Annotated in this window: 15 protein-coding genes; 12 read left to right on the top strand and 3 right to left on the bottom strand. The window is 62.4% G+C overall.

Annotation, left to right across the window (positions count from 1 at the left end; genetic code table 11):
- Window positions 1–205 precede the first annotated feature (205 nt).
- From speA to BMZ24_RS02635, 8 genes are all read left to right on the top strand, one after another.
- Window positions 206–2,173, top strand: coding sequence for a biosynthetic arginine decarboxylase (speA, locus tag BMZ24_RS02670; RefSeq protein ID WP_092188994.1), 1,968 nt, complete (start codon window positions 206–208; stop codon window positions 2,171–2,173).
- 34 nt (window positions 2,174–2,207) lie between these two features.
- A complete protein-coding gene (locus BMZ24_RS02665) occupies window positions 2,208–3,398 on the top strand; it encodes a saccharopine dehydrogenase family protein (protein WP_092188992.1) in 1,191 nt (396 codons plus the stop codon).
- Entirely contained in the window at window positions 3,398–4,567 is a 1,170-nt protein-coding gene (gene nspC, locus BMZ24_RS02660) for a carboxynorspermidine decarboxylase (protein ID WP_092188990.1), read from the top strand. The genes BMZ24_RS02665 and nspC overlap by 1 nt, the downstream gene beginning before the upstream one ends.
- 405 nt (window positions 4,568–4,972) lie before the next feature.
- Entirely contained in the window at window positions 4,973–5,758 is a 786-nt protein-coding gene (locus BMZ24_RS02655) for an ABC transporter substrate-binding protein (protein ID WP_092188988.1), read from the top strand.
- Between the two features lie 77 nt (window positions 5,759–5,835).
- Window positions 5,836–6,492 (top strand): amino acid ABC transporter permease, encoded by a 657-nt coding sequence (locus BMZ24_RS02650; protein ID WP_092188986.1) that lies wholly within the window; start codon window positions 5,836–5,838, stop codon window positions 6,490–6,492.
- Between the two features lie 82 nt (window positions 6,493–6,574).
- The gene (locus BMZ24_RS02645) at window positions 6,575–7,312 is read left to right on the top strand and encodes an amino acid ABC transporter ATP-binding protein (RefSeq protein WP_092188984.1); all 738 of its coding nucleotides are present in this window, start codon (window positions 6,575–6,577) and stop codon (window positions 7,310–7,312) included.
- A 278-nt stretch (window positions 7,313–7,590) separates the two neighbouring features.
- Entirely contained in the window at window positions 7,591–7,845 is a 255-nt protein-coding gene (locus tag BMZ24_RS02640; RefSeq protein WP_092188982.1) for a prevent-host-death protein, read from the top strand.
- Window positions 7,838–8,119, top strand: a complete 282-nt coding sequence (locus tag BMZ24_RS02635) for a type II toxin-antitoxin system RelE/ParE family toxin (RefSeq protein ID WP_092188980.1) — start codon at window positions 7,838–7,840, stop codon at window positions 8,117–8,119. Before BMZ24_RS02640 ends, BMZ24_RS02635 begins: the two co-directional genes overlap by 8 nt.
- 179 nt (window positions 8,120–8,298) lie before the next feature.
- Here the strand turns inward: BMZ24_RS02635 and BMZ24_RS19955 are convergent, their stop codons facing one another.
- The 3 genes from BMZ24_RS19955 to BMZ24_RS02625 form a co-directional block, all read right to left on the bottom strand.
- Window positions 8,299–8,451, bottom strand: coding sequence for a hypothetical protein (locus BMZ24_RS19955; protein WP_208599794.1), 153 nt, complete (start codon window positions 8,449–8,451; stop codon window positions 8,299–8,301).
- The gene (locus tag BMZ24_RS19950) at window positions 8,438–8,755 is read right to left on the bottom strand and encodes a DUF4143 domain-containing protein (protein ID WP_208599793.1); all 318 of its coding nucleotides are present in this window, start codon (window positions 8,753–8,755) and stop codon (window positions 8,438–8,440) included. The genes BMZ24_RS19955 and BMZ24_RS19950 overlap by 14 nt, the downstream gene beginning before the upstream one ends.
- A 254-nt stretch (window positions 8,756–9,009) precedes the next feature.
- A complete protein-coding gene (locus BMZ24_RS02625) occupies window positions 9,010–9,924 on the bottom strand; it encodes an AEC family transporter (RefSeq protein WP_092188978.1) in 915 nt (304 codons plus the stop codon).
- Window positions 9,925–10,334: 410 nt separating this feature from the next.
- On the opposite strand from BMZ24_RS02625, the gene BMZ24_RS02620 reads away from it, so the two are divergent.
- The 4 genes from BMZ24_RS02620 to BMZ24_RS02605 are packed head-to-tail and all read left to right on the top strand — an operon-like array spanning window position 10,335 to window position 18,005.
- Window positions 10,335–11,705 carry a TolC family protein gene (locus BMZ24_RS02620; RefSeq protein WP_161949013.1) on the top strand — a complete coding sequence of 457 codons (1,371 nt, stop codon included), beginning with the start codon at window positions 10,335–10,337 and terminating at the stop codon, window positions 11,703–11,705.
- A gap of 16 nt (window positions 11,706–11,721) precedes the next feature.
- Window positions 11,722–12,003 (top strand): YHS domain-containing protein, encoded by a 282-nt coding sequence (locus BMZ24_RS02615; protein ID WP_092188974.1) that lies wholly within the window; start codon window positions 11,722–11,724, stop codon window positions 12,001–12,003.
- A gap of 18 nt (window positions 12,004–12,021) precedes the next feature.
- Window positions 12,022–14,139, top strand: coding sequence for an efflux RND transporter periplasmic adaptor subunit (locus tag BMZ24_RS02610; RefSeq protein ID WP_092188972.1), 2,118 nt, complete (start codon window positions 12,022–12,024; stop codon window positions 14,137–14,139).
- 2 nt (window positions 14,140–14,141) lie between these two features.
- On the top strand, window positions 14,142–18,005 hold the full coding sequence (locus BMZ24_RS02605) for an efflux RND transporter permease subunit (protein ID WP_092188970.1): 3,864 nt from the start codon (window positions 14,142–14,144) through the stop codon (window positions 18,003–18,005).
- The last annotated feature ends 113 nt before the right edge of the window (window positions 18,006–18,118 follow it).

Below are 18,118 nucleotides of genomic sequence, written 5' to 3'. Positions count from 1 at the left end.
GCGGGTGAAGGGGCAAAAGGCAGATAGCCCAAGGCGCGGCGCAAGGCAAAGTAGAAATTGAGCCTGTTACAGAGGCTGGCAAGTTGCGCGGTGCCGACGGCGCACAAGATTTATTGACGGCCTGCCCCCCGCTGTTTAGAGGGGGTGCGCTGGCCCGGATTCTAGCTGGGCTTGTATCATTCAGGTAAGACGGTGGAGGATTTTGATGCGATCTCGGAATCTCGAAAAATGGACCGTGGAACGTTCCGTGGAACTCTACGGCGTGGACAACTGGGGCGGGGGATATTTCAAGATCACCCCCGACGGCAAGCTCGGCATAACGCCCTTTCCGGGCAAGGGTGTCTGCGTGCCCATTCCCTCCATCATAAGCGGCCTGCAGGAACGCGGTCTGGGCCTGCCGGTACTGCTTCGGATCGAGAATCTGCTCGATGCGCAGATTTCCCTGCTTCACGATTCTTTTGCCTCGGCCATCAAGACCCTGCAATACAACGGCGAATTTCGCGGCGTGTATCCGGTCAAGGTCAATCAGCAGCAGCAGGTTCTCGAAGAGATCGCCAAGGTCGGCAATCGCTACAACCACGGCTACGAGGTCGGCAGCAAGGCCGAATTGATCGCGGCCCTGTCTTTCCTGAAAAATCCCAAGGCCTGTCTGGTCTGCAACGGCTACAAGGACCGGGATTACATCGATCTGGCCCTCTACGCCTGCAAGATGGGTTTTTTGTGCTTCCTGGTTCTTGAAATGCCAAGCGAACTGCCGCTTATCATGGATCGGGCCAAGGCGCTCGGCATCAAGCCGCGCATCGGCGTGCGCATCAAGGTCTCGACCCAGGCGGGCGGCCACTGGGCCGAGTCGGCCGGTGACCTGTCCATCTTCGGCCTGTCCACGGCCGAGGTCGTGGATGTGCTCGACCTGCTGCGCGGCCAGTCCATGCTCGATTGCGTGCAGCTCCTGCATTTTCATCTCGGTTCGCAGATTCCCAACATCCGCGACATCCGAACCGCCGTCCACGAAGCCACGCGCATGTACGCGGAGCTGGTCAAGGAAGGCTGCGCCATGGGCTATCTGGACCTGGGCGGCGGCCTGGCCGTGGACTACGATGGTTCCCACACCAATTACGCCAGCAGCCGCAACTACTCCCTGGAAGAGTATTGCACGGACATCGTCGAGTCGGTCATGGCCACGATGGACGAGCACGATCTGCCGCATCCGCACATCATCACCGAATCCGGCCGGGCCACGGTGGCCTACTATTCGGTTCTGCTGTTCAATGTGCTGGATGTCAGCCGTCTGGAAGACCGCACCGTGCCCCAGGTGCTGGATGAGGAAGACCCCGAGGCCATCCACAACCTGCTGGAAGTGTACAACTCCCTGTCGCTCAAGAATCTTCAGGAATGCTACAACGACGCCATCTATTACCGGGACCAGATGCGTCAGCTCTTCCGCCTGGGCCAGTGCAGCCTGCGTCAGCGCGCCATGAGCGACACCATCTTCTGGGCCGTGATCCGCAATATCGCCGAGAAACTGCCCGAGATGAAGAATCCGCCTTCCGCCCTGAAGGACGTGGATCTGGCCCTGGCCAGCATCTATTACTGCAACATGAGCGTGTTTCAGTCCCTGCCCGACGCCTGGGCCATCGGACATCTCTTCCCGATCATGCCCGTGCACCGGCTTGACGAGTGTCCCGAAGAGCAGGCCATCCTGGCCGACATCACCTGCGACAGCGACGGCAAGCTGGACAGCTTCATCGACATTCACGGCGTCAAGCGCGTGCTGGAGCTGCATTCGGTCAAGTCTTGCGAGCCCTACTATCTGGGCGCGTTTCTGGTCGGGGCCTATCAGGAGACCCTGGGCGACCTGCACAATCTCTTCGGCGACACCAACGTGGTCAGCGTGCGCATCAATGAAGACGGCACCTACGACTTCATCCGCGAGCTTGAGGGCGACAGTGTTGCCGACGTGCTTTCCTATGTGGAATTCGAACCCAAGCAGGTTCTGGAGAATTTTCGCAAGGTGGCGGAGCAGGGGGTGCGCACGGGCAAGATCAGCCCCCAGGAGCGCTTCATGATCATGCGCGCCTACGAACGGGGCATGCGCGGCTACACCTATTTGAACGCGGGGCGGGATTGCGAAAATCCCGATGCCTGCAGCGGCGGGTTGTCGAGCGGGTTGTAATCTGAAACATTCCTTACCTGAAAGGAGGATCGCCATGTCCAAAGTGCTCATTATCGGCGCCGGCGGTGTCGGCCATGTCGTGGCTCACAAGTGTGCCCAGGTTCCCGATGTCTTCACCGAGATCATGCTGGCCAGCCGGACAAAATCCAAGTGTGACGCCATCGCCGCGTCCATCAAGGAACGGATCGGCCGTGAGATCCAAACGGCCGTCCTCGATGCCGACAATGTGGCCGAGACCGTGGCTCTCATCAAATCCTTTCAGCCCAAGCTGGTGCTGAACGTGGCCCTGCCCTACCAAGATCTGGCCCTCATGGATGCCTGTCTTGAGACCGGGGTGGACTACCTCGATACGGCCAATTACGAGCCCCTCGACGAGGCCAAGTTCGAATACAAATGGCAGTGGGCATATCAGGAGCGCTTCAAGGAGAAGGGCCTCATGGCGCTTCTCGGCTCGGGCTTCGATCCCGGCGTGACCAACGTCTATTGCGCCTACGCCCAGAAGCACCTCTTCGACGAGATCCACGAGCTCGACATCATCGATTGCAACGCCGGCGACCACGGCCAGCCCTTCGCCACCAACTTCAATCCCGAGATCAACATCCGCGAGATCACCCAGCGCGGCCGTTACTGGGAGCGGGGCGAGTGGGTCGAGACCGATCCCCTGTCCTGGCGCATGAGCTATGACTTTCCCGAGGGCATCGGCCCCAAGGACTGCTACCTCATGTACCACGAGGAACTCGAATCCCTGGTGCAGAATCTGAAGGGCCTCAAGCGCGCCCGCTTCTGGATGACCTTCTCCCAGAACTATCTCAATCATCTGAAGGTGCTGGAGGGCATAGGTATGACCTCCATCGAGCCCGTGGACTACAAGGGCCAGAAGATCGTGCCCCTGCAGTTCCTGAAGTCCGTGCTGCCTGAACCGGGTTCCCTCGGACCGTTGACCAAGGGCCGCACCTGCATCGGCTGCGTCATGAAGGGCGTCAAGGACGGCAAGGAACGCAAGGCCTACATCTACAACATCTGCAGCCACGAAGAGGCCTACCGCGAGGTCGGCTCCCAGGCCATCTCCTACACTACGGGCGTGCCGGCCATGATCGGCGCCATGATGATGATGACCGGCAAGTGGCGCGGCGAGGGCGTCTTCAACATGGAGCAGCTCGATCCCGATCCGTTCATGGAGAAGCTGAACGTCCACGGCCTGCCCTGGGTGGTGGTCGATCTGTGATGGACGGACGCACTTCGTACCGGTTTGATCCCCGCCAGGTCGCCACGCCTTCCTTCGTGGTCGACCTGGGGCTCATCCGCCGCAATCTGGATGTGCTGGCGCAGGTCAAGGAACGCACCGGATGCAAGGTTTTGCTGGCGCTCAAGGGCTTTGCCATGTGGAGCCTGTTTCCGGTGCTGCGCCAGGTGCTCGACGGCGTCTGCGCCAGTTCGCCGCATGAAGCCCGGCTCGGGCGGGAAGAGTTCAAGCGTGAGGTGCATGCCTTCGCGGCCGGATATTCCCAGTCCGACATCTTCGACCTGTGCACTACGGCTGATCACATCGTCTTCAACTCCTTCGCCCAGCTGGAAAAATTCCGGGGACTTATCGCAACCGAGGCCGCGCGTCTTGGGCGTGAGATCGAGCTTGGCGTACGCATCAATCCGGAGCATTCCGAAGGGGCCGTGCCCATCTATGATCCGTGTTCTCCGGGCTCCAGGCTTGGCGTGCGCCGGGCTGACTTCCGCCCCGACCTGCTGGACGGCGTTACGGGCCTGCACTGGCACAACCTGTGCGAGCAGAACTCGGACTGCCTGGAGCGGACCATCGCGGCGGCGGAGAAGAGCTTCGGCGAATTCTTCGGACGCATGCAGTACGTCAATTTCGGCGGGGGGCATCACATCACCCGTCCCGACTACGACGTGGATCTCCTGTGCCGGCTCGTCAGCGAGTTCAAGCAGCGTCACGGAGTGCAGGTCTATCTGGAACCCGGTGAGGCCGTGGCCCTGAACACGGGCTACCTGGTCTCGACGGTCCTGGACGTGACCCAGGCCGACATGCCTATCGCCATTCTGGACACTTCCGTCCCGGCGCACATGCCCGACGTGTTGGAGATGCCCTATCGCCCGTACATCGTCGGCTCCGGCCTGCCGGGCGAGAAGGCTCACACCTACCGCCTGGGCGGCCAGTCCTGCCTGGCCGGCGACGTGGCCGGGGAATACTCCTTCGACAAGCCCCTGGAACCGGGCGACCGCCTCGTCTTCACGGACATGGCCCACTACTCCATGGTCAAGACCAATACCTTCAACGGCATCCAGTTGCCCTCCATCGCCACCTTCGAACCCGAGGACGGGTCCATGCGGGTGGTGCGGAGCTTCGGATACGAGGATTTCAAGGGCAGGTTGTCCTGAAAGCCTGAACGTCTTTGGGACCGACACCAAAAAGCGGGAATCCGAATCATTCGGGCTCCCGCTTTTTTCATGACAATTCGAAATCTTCCTTTTTTTTGTTTTTCTCGGGTACTCCCGTGTACCCGAAACATCCCCACGCTCCCCCCTTGTTCGGCAATGCACAATAGTGTTTACTTAGTATGAATCTGAAACATGTTTCGTGTCGGCTATGACGATGCAGCAATACAGCATCGATGCTTTGCATGCTGCACAGAGCTGATTGTCATTCGGTTCGACGTGGCTTTTCATCTCCGGCAGCCAAATTGATTCTCTGATTTTGACCATGTCGCGACGAGAATCGCTGGGGATTCAGCCTGACATTTCCTTTCCGGAAGAGCGTCATTTCATCAAAACACAGGAGCTTTCATGAAAAATGTTACGCGTGTGCTGGCCGCTGTTGCGGTCTCGTTTTTTCTCCTTGGACTCGTTGCCTGTTCCGACACGGAGGTTGATTCCCTCGAACGTGTCCGCGAGGCGGGCGAGATCAGTTTTGCCATGAGCGGCGGCTATCCACCCTTTAATTTCTATAGTGAAAACAACGAGTTGGTGGGATTTGACGTGGATGTGGCTCGCGAGGTGGCCACCCGCCTGGGAGTGACCCTCAAGCCGGTGACCACGGAATGGAGCGGCATCATCGAGGGACTGCGCTCCGGCGTGTATGACGGCATCCTGGGCAGCATGGCCGTGACCGAGGATCGACTCAAGGTGGTCAACTTCTCCACGCCCTATTACTATTCCGGGGCGCAGATGATGGTCGGAAAGGATTCACCCTTTGCCTCGCCTGAAGACCTGCGCGGCCGGATCGTGGGGGTGGTCACGGGCACCACCTTTGCCGACGACGCGGCCAGGCTCGGTGTGGGCGAGGTCAAACTCTACAAGGACGATACCCAGACGCTGACCGAGCTGTCGAACGGTGTGGTGGACGGCGTGATCACCGACCGTGTCGTGGGCGTGAACGCCATGAATTCCGACAGGTTCGAAATCGCCCCTCTGGGCCCGCCCCTACGCAGCGAGAACATAGCGGTGGCATTCAACAAGAATGACCAGACCCTCCTTGAAGCCGTCGATCAGATCCTGCGGGGCATGCACGAAGACGGGACCCTGGCGCGATTGAGCGTCAAGTGGCTGAGCACCGACATTACCACCAAGTAGACGCCTCACGGCAATGACACTGCGTCCGGGGCATTACGCCCCGGACGGTCCCAACCTTCAAGAAATCGGACACTCGCATGTATTTCGACTTTGCGGCTCTGCCCAAGTATCTTCCCTATTTTCTTCCGGCGGCGTGGATGACGCTCAAGGTCTCGGCCCTTGGCATCGTGCTGGGCGTGGCCCTGGGCCTGGGCACGGCCTTCATGCGCATCTCCAAGCGCCGTTTGCTGAGCATTCCCGCCCGCGCCTACATCTACGTGGTGCGCGGAACGCCGCTGCTGCTGCAATTGCTGTTCATCTATTTCGGCCTGCGCAGTCTGGCCGGGCTGACTGCCCTGACCTCGGCCGTGCTCGCTCTTGGCATCCACAACGGCGCGTACATCGCCGAGATATTCAGGGGGGCCATCGTCTCCATCTCAAGCGGGCAGATGGAGGCGGCGCGCAGCCTGGGCATGCCCTATTCCAGGGCCATGGTGCGCATTATTCTGCCCCAGGCCCTGAAGCGCGCGGTGCCGTCGCTGGGCAACCAGTTCATCATCGCCCTCAAGGATTCATCCCTGGCCAGTACCATCACCATCAACGAACTGCTGCTCAAGTCGCAGCAGCTGGCATCATCCAATTTCATGATGATGGAGATGCTGCTTCTCGCGGCGGTGTTCTATCTGCTTTACACGGCCGTGTTCAGCTGGCTGTTCCGGGCCCTGGAGGCCCGGCTCGATGTCTCGACGCAGTAGTCCTGGCCGTAATGCGGAGTTGGCGCGTGGCGTCACGGCGCAAGTCCGGTAGCGGAAAATTTTCAAACCACGGGAGGAAGCGGTGCAACAGACGCCGGTCATTGAAATACAGGGGCTGAACAAGTGGTTCGGCGACCAGCATGTGCTCAGGGGCATCGACATGGCGATCATGCCGTCCGACGTGGTCTGCGTCATCGGGGCCAGCGGGTCGGGCAAGAGCACTTTGCTTCGCTGCGTCAACTATCTGGAGACTTACGATCAGGGCGAGATCCGCGTTGGCGGGCAGCTCGTCCACGGCGACGAACGGTTCATCAACGCCCTGCGGTCGCGGGTGGGCATGGTTTTCCAGCACTTCAACCTGTTTCCGCACATGACAGTGCTCGGCAACGTCACCGAAGGCCCGACTCAGGTACGCGGGATGTCCAAGGCCAAGGCCCGGGAGCTTGGACGCTACTATCTGGACAAGGTAGGCCTTGGGGACAAGGAGGGCGCCTATCCCCAGAACCTTTCGGGCGGCCAAAAGCAGCGCGTGGCCATTGCGCGAGCCCTGGCCATGGAGCCGGAGGTGATGCTTTTCGACGAGCCCACATCGGCCCTGGACCCTGAGCTGGTGGGCGAGGTGCTGTCCGTCATGCGCAGGCTGGCCGACGACGGCATGACCATGATGGTGGTCACGCACGAAATGGGCTTTGCCCGCGAGGTGGCGGACTCGGTGGCCTTCATGGATGAAGGCGTGATCCTGGAGCAGAGCCGCCCGGACTCCTTTTTCGACGCCCCGAAGATGCCCCGCACCAGGGAGTTCCTCGGCCAGATACTGTAATCCCGGAGGCAGGCTGTCCATGTCGGGCGCAGACCTCTTGGCTGTGAAAAAAAACAGTTTCTAGTTTTTCCTGGTCTGAAAAGAGTCGGGTAGGTCGGTCGAGCGGGGCTTTGGATACGAGGATGTTAGGGACAGGCTGCCCAGAAGATGGGATGCTTGGCAGGCCGGAGTGAGGGCCACAACTCGAGGTGATGTATCTACTTTGGTTTGAAGTATTGTTGACAGTGCTTTTTATAGCGCCTAAAAAAGTACTTATCAAAGCATTAAAGGAGTTCGGAATGTCCGTGATTACAGCAAATGAAATCAAACGCAGGGGCGTGGCGTGTATCGCTGAAAGTTTGGTTCATGCTCCGGAGGTGGCCATCTCCGTGCGTGGCAAGAACGCGTATGTCGTCATGAGCGTGGAACAGTATAACCACCTGCGCGAGTGCGAACTCGAAGCGGCCCTGCTCGAAACGCGGCGGGACAAGGCCCAAGGCGCGATAGCTCATCGATCCGTCGCCGAGCACATCGAAAGCCTGGGCCATGAATAAATTTGCGATCATCTTTACTGAGAGCTACTCCCGGAGAGCGAGAAAATTCTTCAAGGCGCATCCGGAACTCCTCGGCCAATACGAAAAATGCCTGTTCCTCATGGAGGCAAATCCTTTCCACCCATCCCTTCGCATTCATCCACTGCAAGGCCGGCTGGCCGGACTTCATTCCATTTCCATCACCATGAGCTACAGGCTGACCATCGAATTTCTGATTGAAGACAAGGAGATCATCCCGGTCAATATTGGGACCCACGATCAGGTTTATGGTTGATCACGGCGGTTTTGTCGATGCTGCCCAGTCTCACGGATACTCCTAGAGCCAGTAGCCCGGGCTGGTTCCTCCTGAGGCCGGTCTCACTGTCGTTTGAGGGAACACGGGGGCGCCCATCAAAAGGACCCAGGTCAAGAGAAAGTATTTCCGATTGTCTGACCCTCGATTTTCCTCGTGTATCATTTCTCCCAGAGGCCCGATATCGGTACGGCATAAAGCTGGTTTCCAAAGGGAACAACTGCCTCGCCGTCGTACATCACAACCCCGGCCACAAACCGGTTTTCCACGGCCTGCTGGAGTTTTCGCAGACCCTTGAAATCATCGCCGGTCACGGTCGATGACACCTTCATCTCTACCCCGGCGATCCTCCCCCCGCAGATCCACTTCCATCTTGTCCTTGTCCCGGAAATGCCTGAACGAGACCGCATCATCCAGCCAGTCTGCCTGGTGTTTGAGTTCCAGACAGATGAATGTTGCCAGTATCCGGCCAATCACGACGCGGTCTTTCCAGAGAGCGTCGGCACCCAGGCCGAGTAGCGCGCAGGCCAGGCCTTTGCAGCAATGCGGGTAGGAACTGCGGGGACTTTCTTCCGGCGAGTTCCGCCTGGGCCAGGGGGTGGGGGTTTGAAACTGCAAGTTTTTGTTCGTCCAATTGTAAGTTGATGCTCGTCCAATTGTAAGTTTTATAGTGCGAACTCAATTTAAAATTGAATGAATTCAGATAAATAGATTTTTGTGCTTCGATTCGTTCGCGAAACACAAAACGGCTTCACCTGCTTCCTTTCCAGCGCAAAATTCCTGGGTTCGGGATGCCGCCCGTCAGGTTTGTTCATCTTCTTCCATCCCTTGAAATACCCCACGCCCTTCAGCGCGGACCGCGCATGAGCCGTTTAAAGCAGCAGGCCCAGCACGAGGGGCAGCGTCAGCAGGGCGAGGAGGGTCTGGATGGTGATGATGGCGGCCATGCGGTCGTGGTCGCCGCCGAGGACCCGGGCCAGGATGTAGGAGGAGACAGAGACCGGGACGGCCGCGAAGACCAGGCAGACGCCCATGGGCGTTCCTGAAAGACCCAGGGTTCGTCCGATGCCGAAGGCAAGCAGCGGTAGCAGCAGAAGCTTGAAGACCGAGCCGACGCCGATGTCCTTCCAGCCTTGAAGAGCCGCCGTGAACGACATCCCTGCGCCTACGGCCAAAAGTCCCAGCGGCAACGAGGCGCTGCCCAGGAGGTGCAAGCCTTCCAGCACCGGGGCGGGCAGGCCGATGTTCAAGAATTGCAGGGTGAAACCGGCGATGCAGGACAGAATGAGCGGATTGCGGCCGAGTTGCACCAGCGTCTCCCGTAATCCGCGAATGCTGGTGTCGCGTCCATGCCTGGACAGAATCAGCACGCAAAGCACATTGACCAGCGGGATGATGGTCATGAGCGCAACCGCGGAAAGGGTCAGCCCCTCGTCGCCGAAGAGACCTCCGGCGGCAGAGAGGCCAAGATACGTGTTGGGCCGGATGGCGCCCTGAAAGATGGAGGTGAAGGCCGGTCCGTCTTTTTGCACCAACGGTCGCATGAACATGAGCAGCCCGGCGATCACGGTTATGGACAGCGCCAGCGTGACGGACATGAACAGCACCGGCTGATCTGCGATATGCAGAGTGGCCAGCTTGCCCACGAGCAGGGCCGGGAAAAGTACGTAGTAGGTCAGGCGTTCGACTTGAGGCCAGAAGGCCGCACTTGGAAATTCCGCCTTGCGGAGCACGAAGCCCGTCAGAATAAGTATGAAAATCGGCAGGATGGTCTGAAGAACGTTCACCTGGCACCTCCGCAGCGCGTACCGTAGATGCGCTAAGGGCGGCTGTAAAGAAGGATTGCTCAGGACCGGAACCTTCCTGCTTTTTTCATTTTATTTGCACCGCTTCGCCTTTCAGACTTTTTTCTGGCCAGAAGCATCATGTGCATCTATGCTTTTGAAGCCTTTTTATCGATACATCCATCCGGATACGCTCGATGACGGCCTTGTTCGGGCGCAGAGTCCGCTTCAGGTGTGCAGAATTCGTGGTGCCGCTATTTTGTGCAGGGCTCTTGTGCAATTTGCTGCGCGTATTAATCATATTAAAATGATCCGGTTTAAATGTTTTGAGCTATTTTCATGAAATCATGGGGCTTATGAGTTCAAGCATGGCAGTTGCTTATGTTTTGCCGAGATTATTATGCCGGAGGTTCATGATGAGGATGTCCCTGACCCGCCTGGCCGTTTGGGGGTTCGCCGTGGTCCTGGTTTTTGCGGGCAAGGCCGCGTTCGCTGACGAGTGGCCGGAGCAGAGCGTTCTGCACGGTTATCTGGAGGAGGGCGCGCGGGCCAATCCGGGCCTGCAGGCCGCCTTCGCCCGCTTCGACGCCGCCCTGGACAAGGTCCCCCAGGCCCGGGCCTGGCCCGATCCGAGGCTGTCTTTCGGCGTCTTCACCGTGCCCGTCGAGACGCGCACCGGGCCCCAGCGCATGCGATACGGCGTGTCCCAGATGCTGCCGTGGTTCGGCAAGCGCGACCTCAAGGCCACCGTGGCCGAGCGCGAGGCCGCGGCCCTGCTAGCCCAGGCCCAGAGCGCCAAGCTGACACTTTTCCGCGAGATCGGGGCCGCCTATTTCGAGTACGCCTATCTGGGCAAGGCGCTTTATTCCGCGCGGGAAGAGCTTGAAATATTGAAATATTTCGAAGCACTGGTGGAAACCCGGTACGCCGTGTCCAGCGCCTCCTACGCGGATTTCACCCGCGTCCAGGTGGAGCGGGCCAAGGTCGAGGAGCGCGTCGCTTCCCTGAACGATTACCGGCTTCCCCTGTCCGAGCGCCTGCGCACCCTGCTGGGCAGGCCCGCCGGGGAGATACTGCCCATGCCCGGCAGCGTCCCGCTCATGGACACGAATTGGGATGACGGCCGGATCACCTCGGCCATCACGGAACACAACCTGGCGCTGGCCACCCTCGACGCCAAGGCCGAAGCAGCCGATGCGGCCGCGGATCTCGCACGCAGGGAGTTCTTTCCGGACCTGACCGTGGGGCTGGAGTCCATCTACACCGACGCCCCGCGCATGGCCGGGGTGGTCAACGAGGGCAAGGACCCAGTGGCCATCACCTTCGGCATCAACCTGCCCTTCGACCAGGAGGCGCGGGAGGCGGCGGTGCGGCAGGCCAAAAATTCCGCCCGGGCGACGCGCCTGGAGCGGGCGGACAAGGTCGCTGGCCTTGAGGCCCAGGCCAGCAGGCTGCTCTTCGGCGTCCGCGACGGGTCCAGGCGCCTTGAGCTTCTGTCCGGAACCATCGTGCCCAAGGCGCGGCAGAACCTTGATGCCTCCATGGACGCGTACCAGGCGGGCAAGGCCTCCATGCTGGACCTGCTGACCGCCGAGAAGACGCTCATCGAACTTGAACTGCAGTACCACCGGGTGCTGACGGACCAGGCCGTGCGCCTGGCCGATCTCGACGTCCTGGCCGGGGAGGAGATTCCCCGCACATTTTCGAGGACCCCGGCCTTGGCCGGAGAAGAACAGGCCCGCGACCTGCGGGTCCCACTGACACAACCTGAAGCCTCCAAGTGAGGCAAGGAGAATCATCATGAAAAAGCTCATTCTGCTCTGCGCGGCCGCCACCGTCTTCGCCTTCCTGTCCCTGTCCCCGGCCTGGGCCGCGCCCCAGACCGAATGCCCCGTCATGGGCGGCGCCATCAACAAGGAACTCTATGTGGATTACAAGGGCGAAAGGGTTTACTTCTGCTGCGCGGGATGCCCAGAGACCTTCAGGAAAAATCCCGAGAAATACATGAAGAAGCTCAAGGCCGAAGGCGTCGAGCTGGAAAAGGTCCCGGCCGAAGCCGCTCCGGCGGAAAAGAAACAGTAAACCGTCTTCGAGGGATGCATGAACGCGACACTCAGGAAATACGCGGTGTGGGCCACGGCCGGATGCCTTCTCGTGGTCCTCGGCCTTGGCGGGGGGTACCTCCTGTGGGCGCCTCCAGGGTCCGGGCATGACGGACACGACCATGCCGGACAGGAGACCGCCGAAGGCGCGCCCGCCGCGTCCCTGTGGACCTGCTCCATGCATCCCCAGATCAAGCTGCCCGAACCCGGGCAGTGCCCCATCTGCTTCATGGACCTCATCCCACTGGCCATACCGGACGGCGAGGACCGGCGGACGAGCCTGCGCCAGCTGAGCCTTTCCCCGGACGCGGCCCGACTGGCGGGCATCCGGGTGGAAGCGGCGCGCCTGGCCGAGGTCTCCGTGCAGACCCATCTCTTCGGCAAGGTGGCCTACGACGAATCGCGCGTGGGCGTCATCACGGCCTGGGTCGGCGGCCGCATCGACAGGCTGCACGTGGACACGACCGGTGCCGTGGTCCGGGCCGGGCAGGCCATGGCCCTCGTCTACAGCCCCGAGCTGGTGGCGGCCCAGGCCGAACTCATCCAGGCCGTGCGGGCCCGCGAGCGCATGTCGGGCGGCAGCCGTCTGGTCGCGGACTCCGCCCTGCGCATGGAGAACGCCGCCCGCGAGAAGCTGCGTCTGCTGGGCATGGGCAAGGCGCAGATCGAAGGCATGGTCAAGCGCGGAACCCCGGCGGACCATGTCACCCTGACCGCGCCGCAGTCGGGCATCGTCATCGAGAAGAAGGTCGTGGAAGGCATGTACGTGCAGACGGGCATGCCCATCTATGCCGTGGCGGACCTCTCGCGGGTCTGGGTGGTGCTTGAGGCCTACGAATCGGACCTGGTCTGGATGGCCCCCGGCAAGGACGTGGCCTTCAGGGTCGAGGCCCTGCCGGGGCAGGAGTTCACGGGCAAGGTCGTGTATGTGGGCACGTCCGTGAACCCGGCCACGCGCACCGTGGAGGTGCGGGTGGAAGTGCCGAACCCCGGGCTGGCGCTGAAGCCCGGCATGTTCGTCAGCGCGATGCAGCAGGACGGTGCGGCGCAGCGGCCGCGCGAGCTGGTCATCCCGGCCTCGGCCCCGCTCATCACCGGGAAGCGCGCCGTGGTGTACGTGGCCGACCCGGATCGGCCCGGCGTGTACGAGGGCCGGGAGGTGGTGCTCGGGCCCCGGACCGACCAGGGCTACGTGGTCCGCGGCGGCATCGCCGAGGGCGAGATGGTGGTGGTGCAGGGCAATTTCCGCATCGACGCGGCCCTGCAGATCGTGGCCCGGCCGAGCATGATGAACCCGGCCGAATCCCCGGCCGCGAGCGGGGTGCGCTTCGCGGACGTGCCGCAGCCCTTCAGCGTCCGCCTGGCGGCCCTGGCCCAGCGCCTCGGGGCCGTGGAGGAAGCGGTGGCCGCGGGCGGCCTGGACGCCGTGCGCGGCGCGTACCATGATTTCGGCAAGGCCCTGAACGGCGTGGACGCCGACGCCCTGGACGGCGAGGCGGCCCTGGAATGGAAGGAGCTGTCCATGCTCCTGGGGAACGACGCCCTGCTGGGTTACGAGTCCCCGACCCCGCGCCGCGCCGCCCAGGTGCTGGACGACATGCGCGGCCATTTCGCCCGGGTCCGGGCCGCGTTCCCCCTGCAGGAGCTCACGGCCAAGATCGAGGCCCCCGCCGGGTTGCGCAGCGCCCTCGACGCCCTGTACGCCGCCTATATTCCGGTACAGGAAGCCCTGGCCGGCGATGACGCGAACACGGCCCACGCGGCTCTCGTCCTTTTCAGGCAGGCCCTCGGGCAGGTCAACGAGAGCGCTCGCGCCGAGGGCGGTGAAGCATGGTCCGGGCATTCGGCGGCCATCGCTTCGGGCCTCGACGAGATGGAGCAGGCCGCCGAAATGGACGGCCTGCGCGCCGGGTTCTACCCCCTGTCCGTGGCCATGTCCCGCATGGTGGAAACCTACGGCGCAGGGCAAGGGCCGGTCTACGAACTCTACTGCCCCATGGCCTTCGGCAACCAGGGCGCGACGTGGCTGCAGGGTGACCCGAAGGTCAACAACCCCTATTTCGGGGCCGCCATGCTGCGCTGCGGCGAGGTCAAACGCCAGCTGAGGGGCGAGTAGGCATGAGCGCGCACACGTCCTTCATGGACCGCATCATCCGTTTCTGCCTGGATCAGAAGCTCGTCGTCGTTCTTCTGGTCTGCATGGCGCTGGGCTGGGGCTTCATCGTCGCCCCCTTTGCCTGGCACGCGCCCGGCATCGAGCGCGACCCCGTGCCCGTGGACGCCATCCCGGACATCGGCGAGAACCAGCAGATCGTCTTCACCGCCTGGCCCGGCCGCTCCCCTCAGGACGTGCAGGACCAGGTCACCTATCCCCTGACCGTATCCCTGCTGGGCATGCCCGGCGTGAAGACCGTGCGTTCCTACTCCATGCTCGGGTTTTCGACCATCTACGTCATCTTCGACGAGGAAGTGGAGTTCTACTGGTCCCGCACGCGCCTGCTGGAAAAGATCAATTCCCTGCCCCCGTCCACACTGCCGTCCGACGTGCGCCCGACCCTGGGCCCCGACGCCACGGCCCTGGGCCAGGTCTTCTGGTACACCCTGGAGGGCCGCGACCCAGACGGCCGGCCCACGGGAGGCTGGGATCCCGACGAGATCCGCTCCGTGCAGGACTGGTACGTGCGCTACGCCCTGACCTCGGCCGAGGGGGTGAGCGAGGTGGCCGGCGTGGGCGGCTTCGTGCGCGAGTACCAGATCGAGGTCGATCCCGACGCCATGCGCGCGGCCGGCGTCAGCCTGCCGGAGATTGTCGGCGCCCTGAAGATGGCCAATATGGAGGTGGGCGCCGGGACCATGGAGATCAACCGCGTGGAGTACGTCATCCGCGGCATCGGTTTCATCAAGAATCTCGAACAGGTGCGCACTTCGGTCATCAAGATGCGCGACTCCATCCCCATCACCGTGGACGACGTGGCCCACGTCAGCTTCGGCCCGGCGAACCGCCGCGGCCTGCTGGACAAGGGCGGGGTGGAGGTGGTCGGCGGCGTGGTCACCGTGCGCTACGGCGAAAACCCCCTGGCGGCCATCGACGCGGTCAAGGCCGAGATCGCCCGCATCGCTCCCGGTTTGCCGGAGAAGATCCTGCCCGACGGCACGCGCTCCAAGCTGACCATCGTGCCCTTCTACGACCGCTCGGGCCTCATCCACGAGACCCTCGATACGCTCGGTTCGGCCCTCCAGCAGCAGATCCTGATCACCATCATCGTGGTCCTGGTGCTGGTCATGCACCTGCGCAGCTCCTTTCTCATCTCGGCGCTTCTGCCCATGGCCGTGATGATGTGCTTCATCGCCATGAAGCAGTTCAGGGTGGACGCCAACATCGTGGCCCTGTCGGGCATCGCCATCGCCATCGGGACCATGGTCGACATGGGCATCATCATCTGCGAGAGCATCCTGCAGAAGATGGACTCTTCGCCCGAGGACACGCCCATGAGCAGGGTGGTCTTCGAGGGCGCCTCCGAAGTCGGCAGCGCCGTGCTTACGGCCGTGAGCACGACCATCGTCGGCTTTCTGCCCGTCTTCTTCATGACCGGGGCCGAGGGCAAGCTGTTCGGCCCCCTGGCCTACACCAAGACTTTTGCCCTCATCGCCTCCATCATCGTGGCCCTGACCATCCTTCCGGCAGCGGCCGCGCTCATTTTCCGCCGCCGGCAGATGCGTCCGTCCCTGTGGTTCGTGGCCGCCCTGGTGGTCGCTGGTCTTGTGGTCGCGGTCTGGAAGTCCGTCTGGATCGGTTCGGGCCTCGTCGTGGTCGGCCTCTACCGCCTGGTGTACGATCGGCTGCCCGAGCGTTGGCAAACCTGGCTGCGCTGGGGCGCAAGCCTGGGCCTGGCCCTGGCCGTGACCGTGTTCCTGGCCCTGGACTGGCTGCCGCTGGGGCTGGAGAAGGGGCGGATGGTCAACACCTTTTTCGTGATTGGCCTCATCGGCCTGCTGATGGGTTTTTTCCAGGTCTTCCGCCTTGCATACGGGCCGCTGCTGAGAATTTTTCTCCGGCATAAAGCCCTTTTTCTCGTCATTCCGGGTGTTCTGACCCTGTTTGGAGGCGTGGTCTGGCTCGGGGCCGCCCCCTTCCTGTCCGTCCTGCCCGAGGGGCTGCGCACCACGCGGCCAATGGTGGCTTTCGTCCACGCCTTCCCGGGTCTGGGCAAGGAGTTCATGCCGCCGCTGGACGAGGGCTCCTTCCTCTACATGCCGACCACCATGCCCCACGCCTCACTGGGCGAGGTCAAGGACCTCCTGGCCCTGCAGGACATGTCCATCCAGGCCATCCCGGAAGTGGAGAGCGCCGTGGGCAAGCTCGGGCGCGCGGACTCGCCCCTGGACCCGGCGCCCGTGTCCATGGTCGAGACCGTCATCAACTATAAGAACGAGTACCTGCTGGGCGCCGATGGCAGACGCCTGCGCTTCGTCTGGCGCGAGGACGCCAAGGACTATTTCCGCGACGCGGGCGGCACCCCGGTCCCTGCGGCCGACGGCATGCCGTATCTGGTGCGCGGCTGGTTCGAGCGCGACGAACAGGGCCGCCTCATTCCCGACGCGGGCGGCCAGCCCTTCCGGCTCTGGCGGCCCGCGCTGGACCCGGACCTGAACCGGGGGCGCGAGGCCTGGGGCGGGATACAATCCCCCGACGACATCTGGGACGAGATCGTCAAAGCGGCCGAAGTGCCCGGCATGACCTCGGCCCCGAAGCTGCAGCCCATCGCCGCGCGCATCGTCATGCTGCAGTCGGGCATGCGCGCGCCCATGGGGGTCAAGGTCAAGGGGCCGGACCTGGCGACCATCGAGTCCGTGGCCATGGAGGTGGAACGGCTGCTCAAGGAAGTGCCCATGGTCCAGCCGGCCGCGGTGGTGGCGGACCGCATCGTGGGCAAGCCGTATCTGGAGATCGTGCCGGACCGCGAGGCCATCTCGCGCTACGGCATCATGCTCGCGACGGTACAGGAGATCATCCAGGCCTCCGTGGGCGGCATGGTGGCGACCACGACCATCGAAGGCCGCGAGGTGTATCCGATCCGGGTGCGCTACATGCGCGACCTGCGCGATTCCGTCGAAAGCCTGGAGCGCATCTCCGTCCCGGCCGCAGGCGGCAGGCAGATACCTCTCGGACAGCTGGCCGAGATCCGCTACGTGCGCGGCCCCCAGGCCATCAAGAGCGAGGACACGTTCCTGCTGGGCTACGTGCTCTTCGACAAGAAGCCGGGGTATGCGGAAGTGGACGTGGTGGAGTCGGCCAAGGCGTACCTCGATCAGCAGCGCGCGGATGGCAACCTGGTCATCCCGGCCGGGGTGACCCTGGAATTCGCGGGAAGCTATGAGAACCAGGTCCGGGCCCAGAAGAAGCTCATGGTCGTCCTGCCCGTGGCTCTGTTGCTGATCGTCATCATCCTCTATCTGCAGTTCGGGTCCATCGCGACCACCCTCATGGTCTTCTCGGGCATCTTCACGGCCTGGTCGGGAGGGTTCACCATGATCTGGCTGTACGGACAGGACTGGTTCCTGAATTTTCACCTGGCCGGGGTGGACATGCGCGAGCTTTTCCAGGTCCAGCCCGTCAATCTGAGCGTGGCCATCTGGGTCGGCTTCCTGGCCCTCTTCGGCATCGCCTCGGACGACGGCGTGCTCATGGCCACCTTCCTGGACGAGAGCAAGGCGCGCAAACGGCCCGACTCCGTCGCCGCCATCCGGGCCATGGTCCTGGAAGGGGCGGGGCGACGCATACGCCCGGCGGTCATGACCTCGGCCACGACCATCCTGGCCCTGGTGCCCATCCTGACCTCCTCGGGCCGTGGCTCGGACATCATGATCCCCATGGCCATCCCGTCCTTTGGCGGCATGGTCTTCGCCACCATCACGGTCTTCGTGGTGCCGGTGCTGTATTGCTGGGTGGAGGAAATCAGGCTCCGTTTTCGCAGGGATTGATGGCCGGGCAATCCCGAGGAGAGCTGGCGGAATGAACTCCGTCATGGTCGAAAATGCCACCCTCCTATTTGGGCAGAGCCCTGTCATTGACGTGTAAAAGCCTGGAGACCCTG

The organism is Desulfomicrobium norvegicum (assembly GCF_900114595.1).
GTDB lineage: Bacteria > Desulfobacterota > Desulfovibrionia > Desulfovibrionales > Desulfomicrobiaceae > Desulfomicrobium > Desulfomicrobium macestii.
Note: the sequence above shows the minus strand (reverse complement) of the source record. Positions and strands in the feature narration are given on the sequence as shown.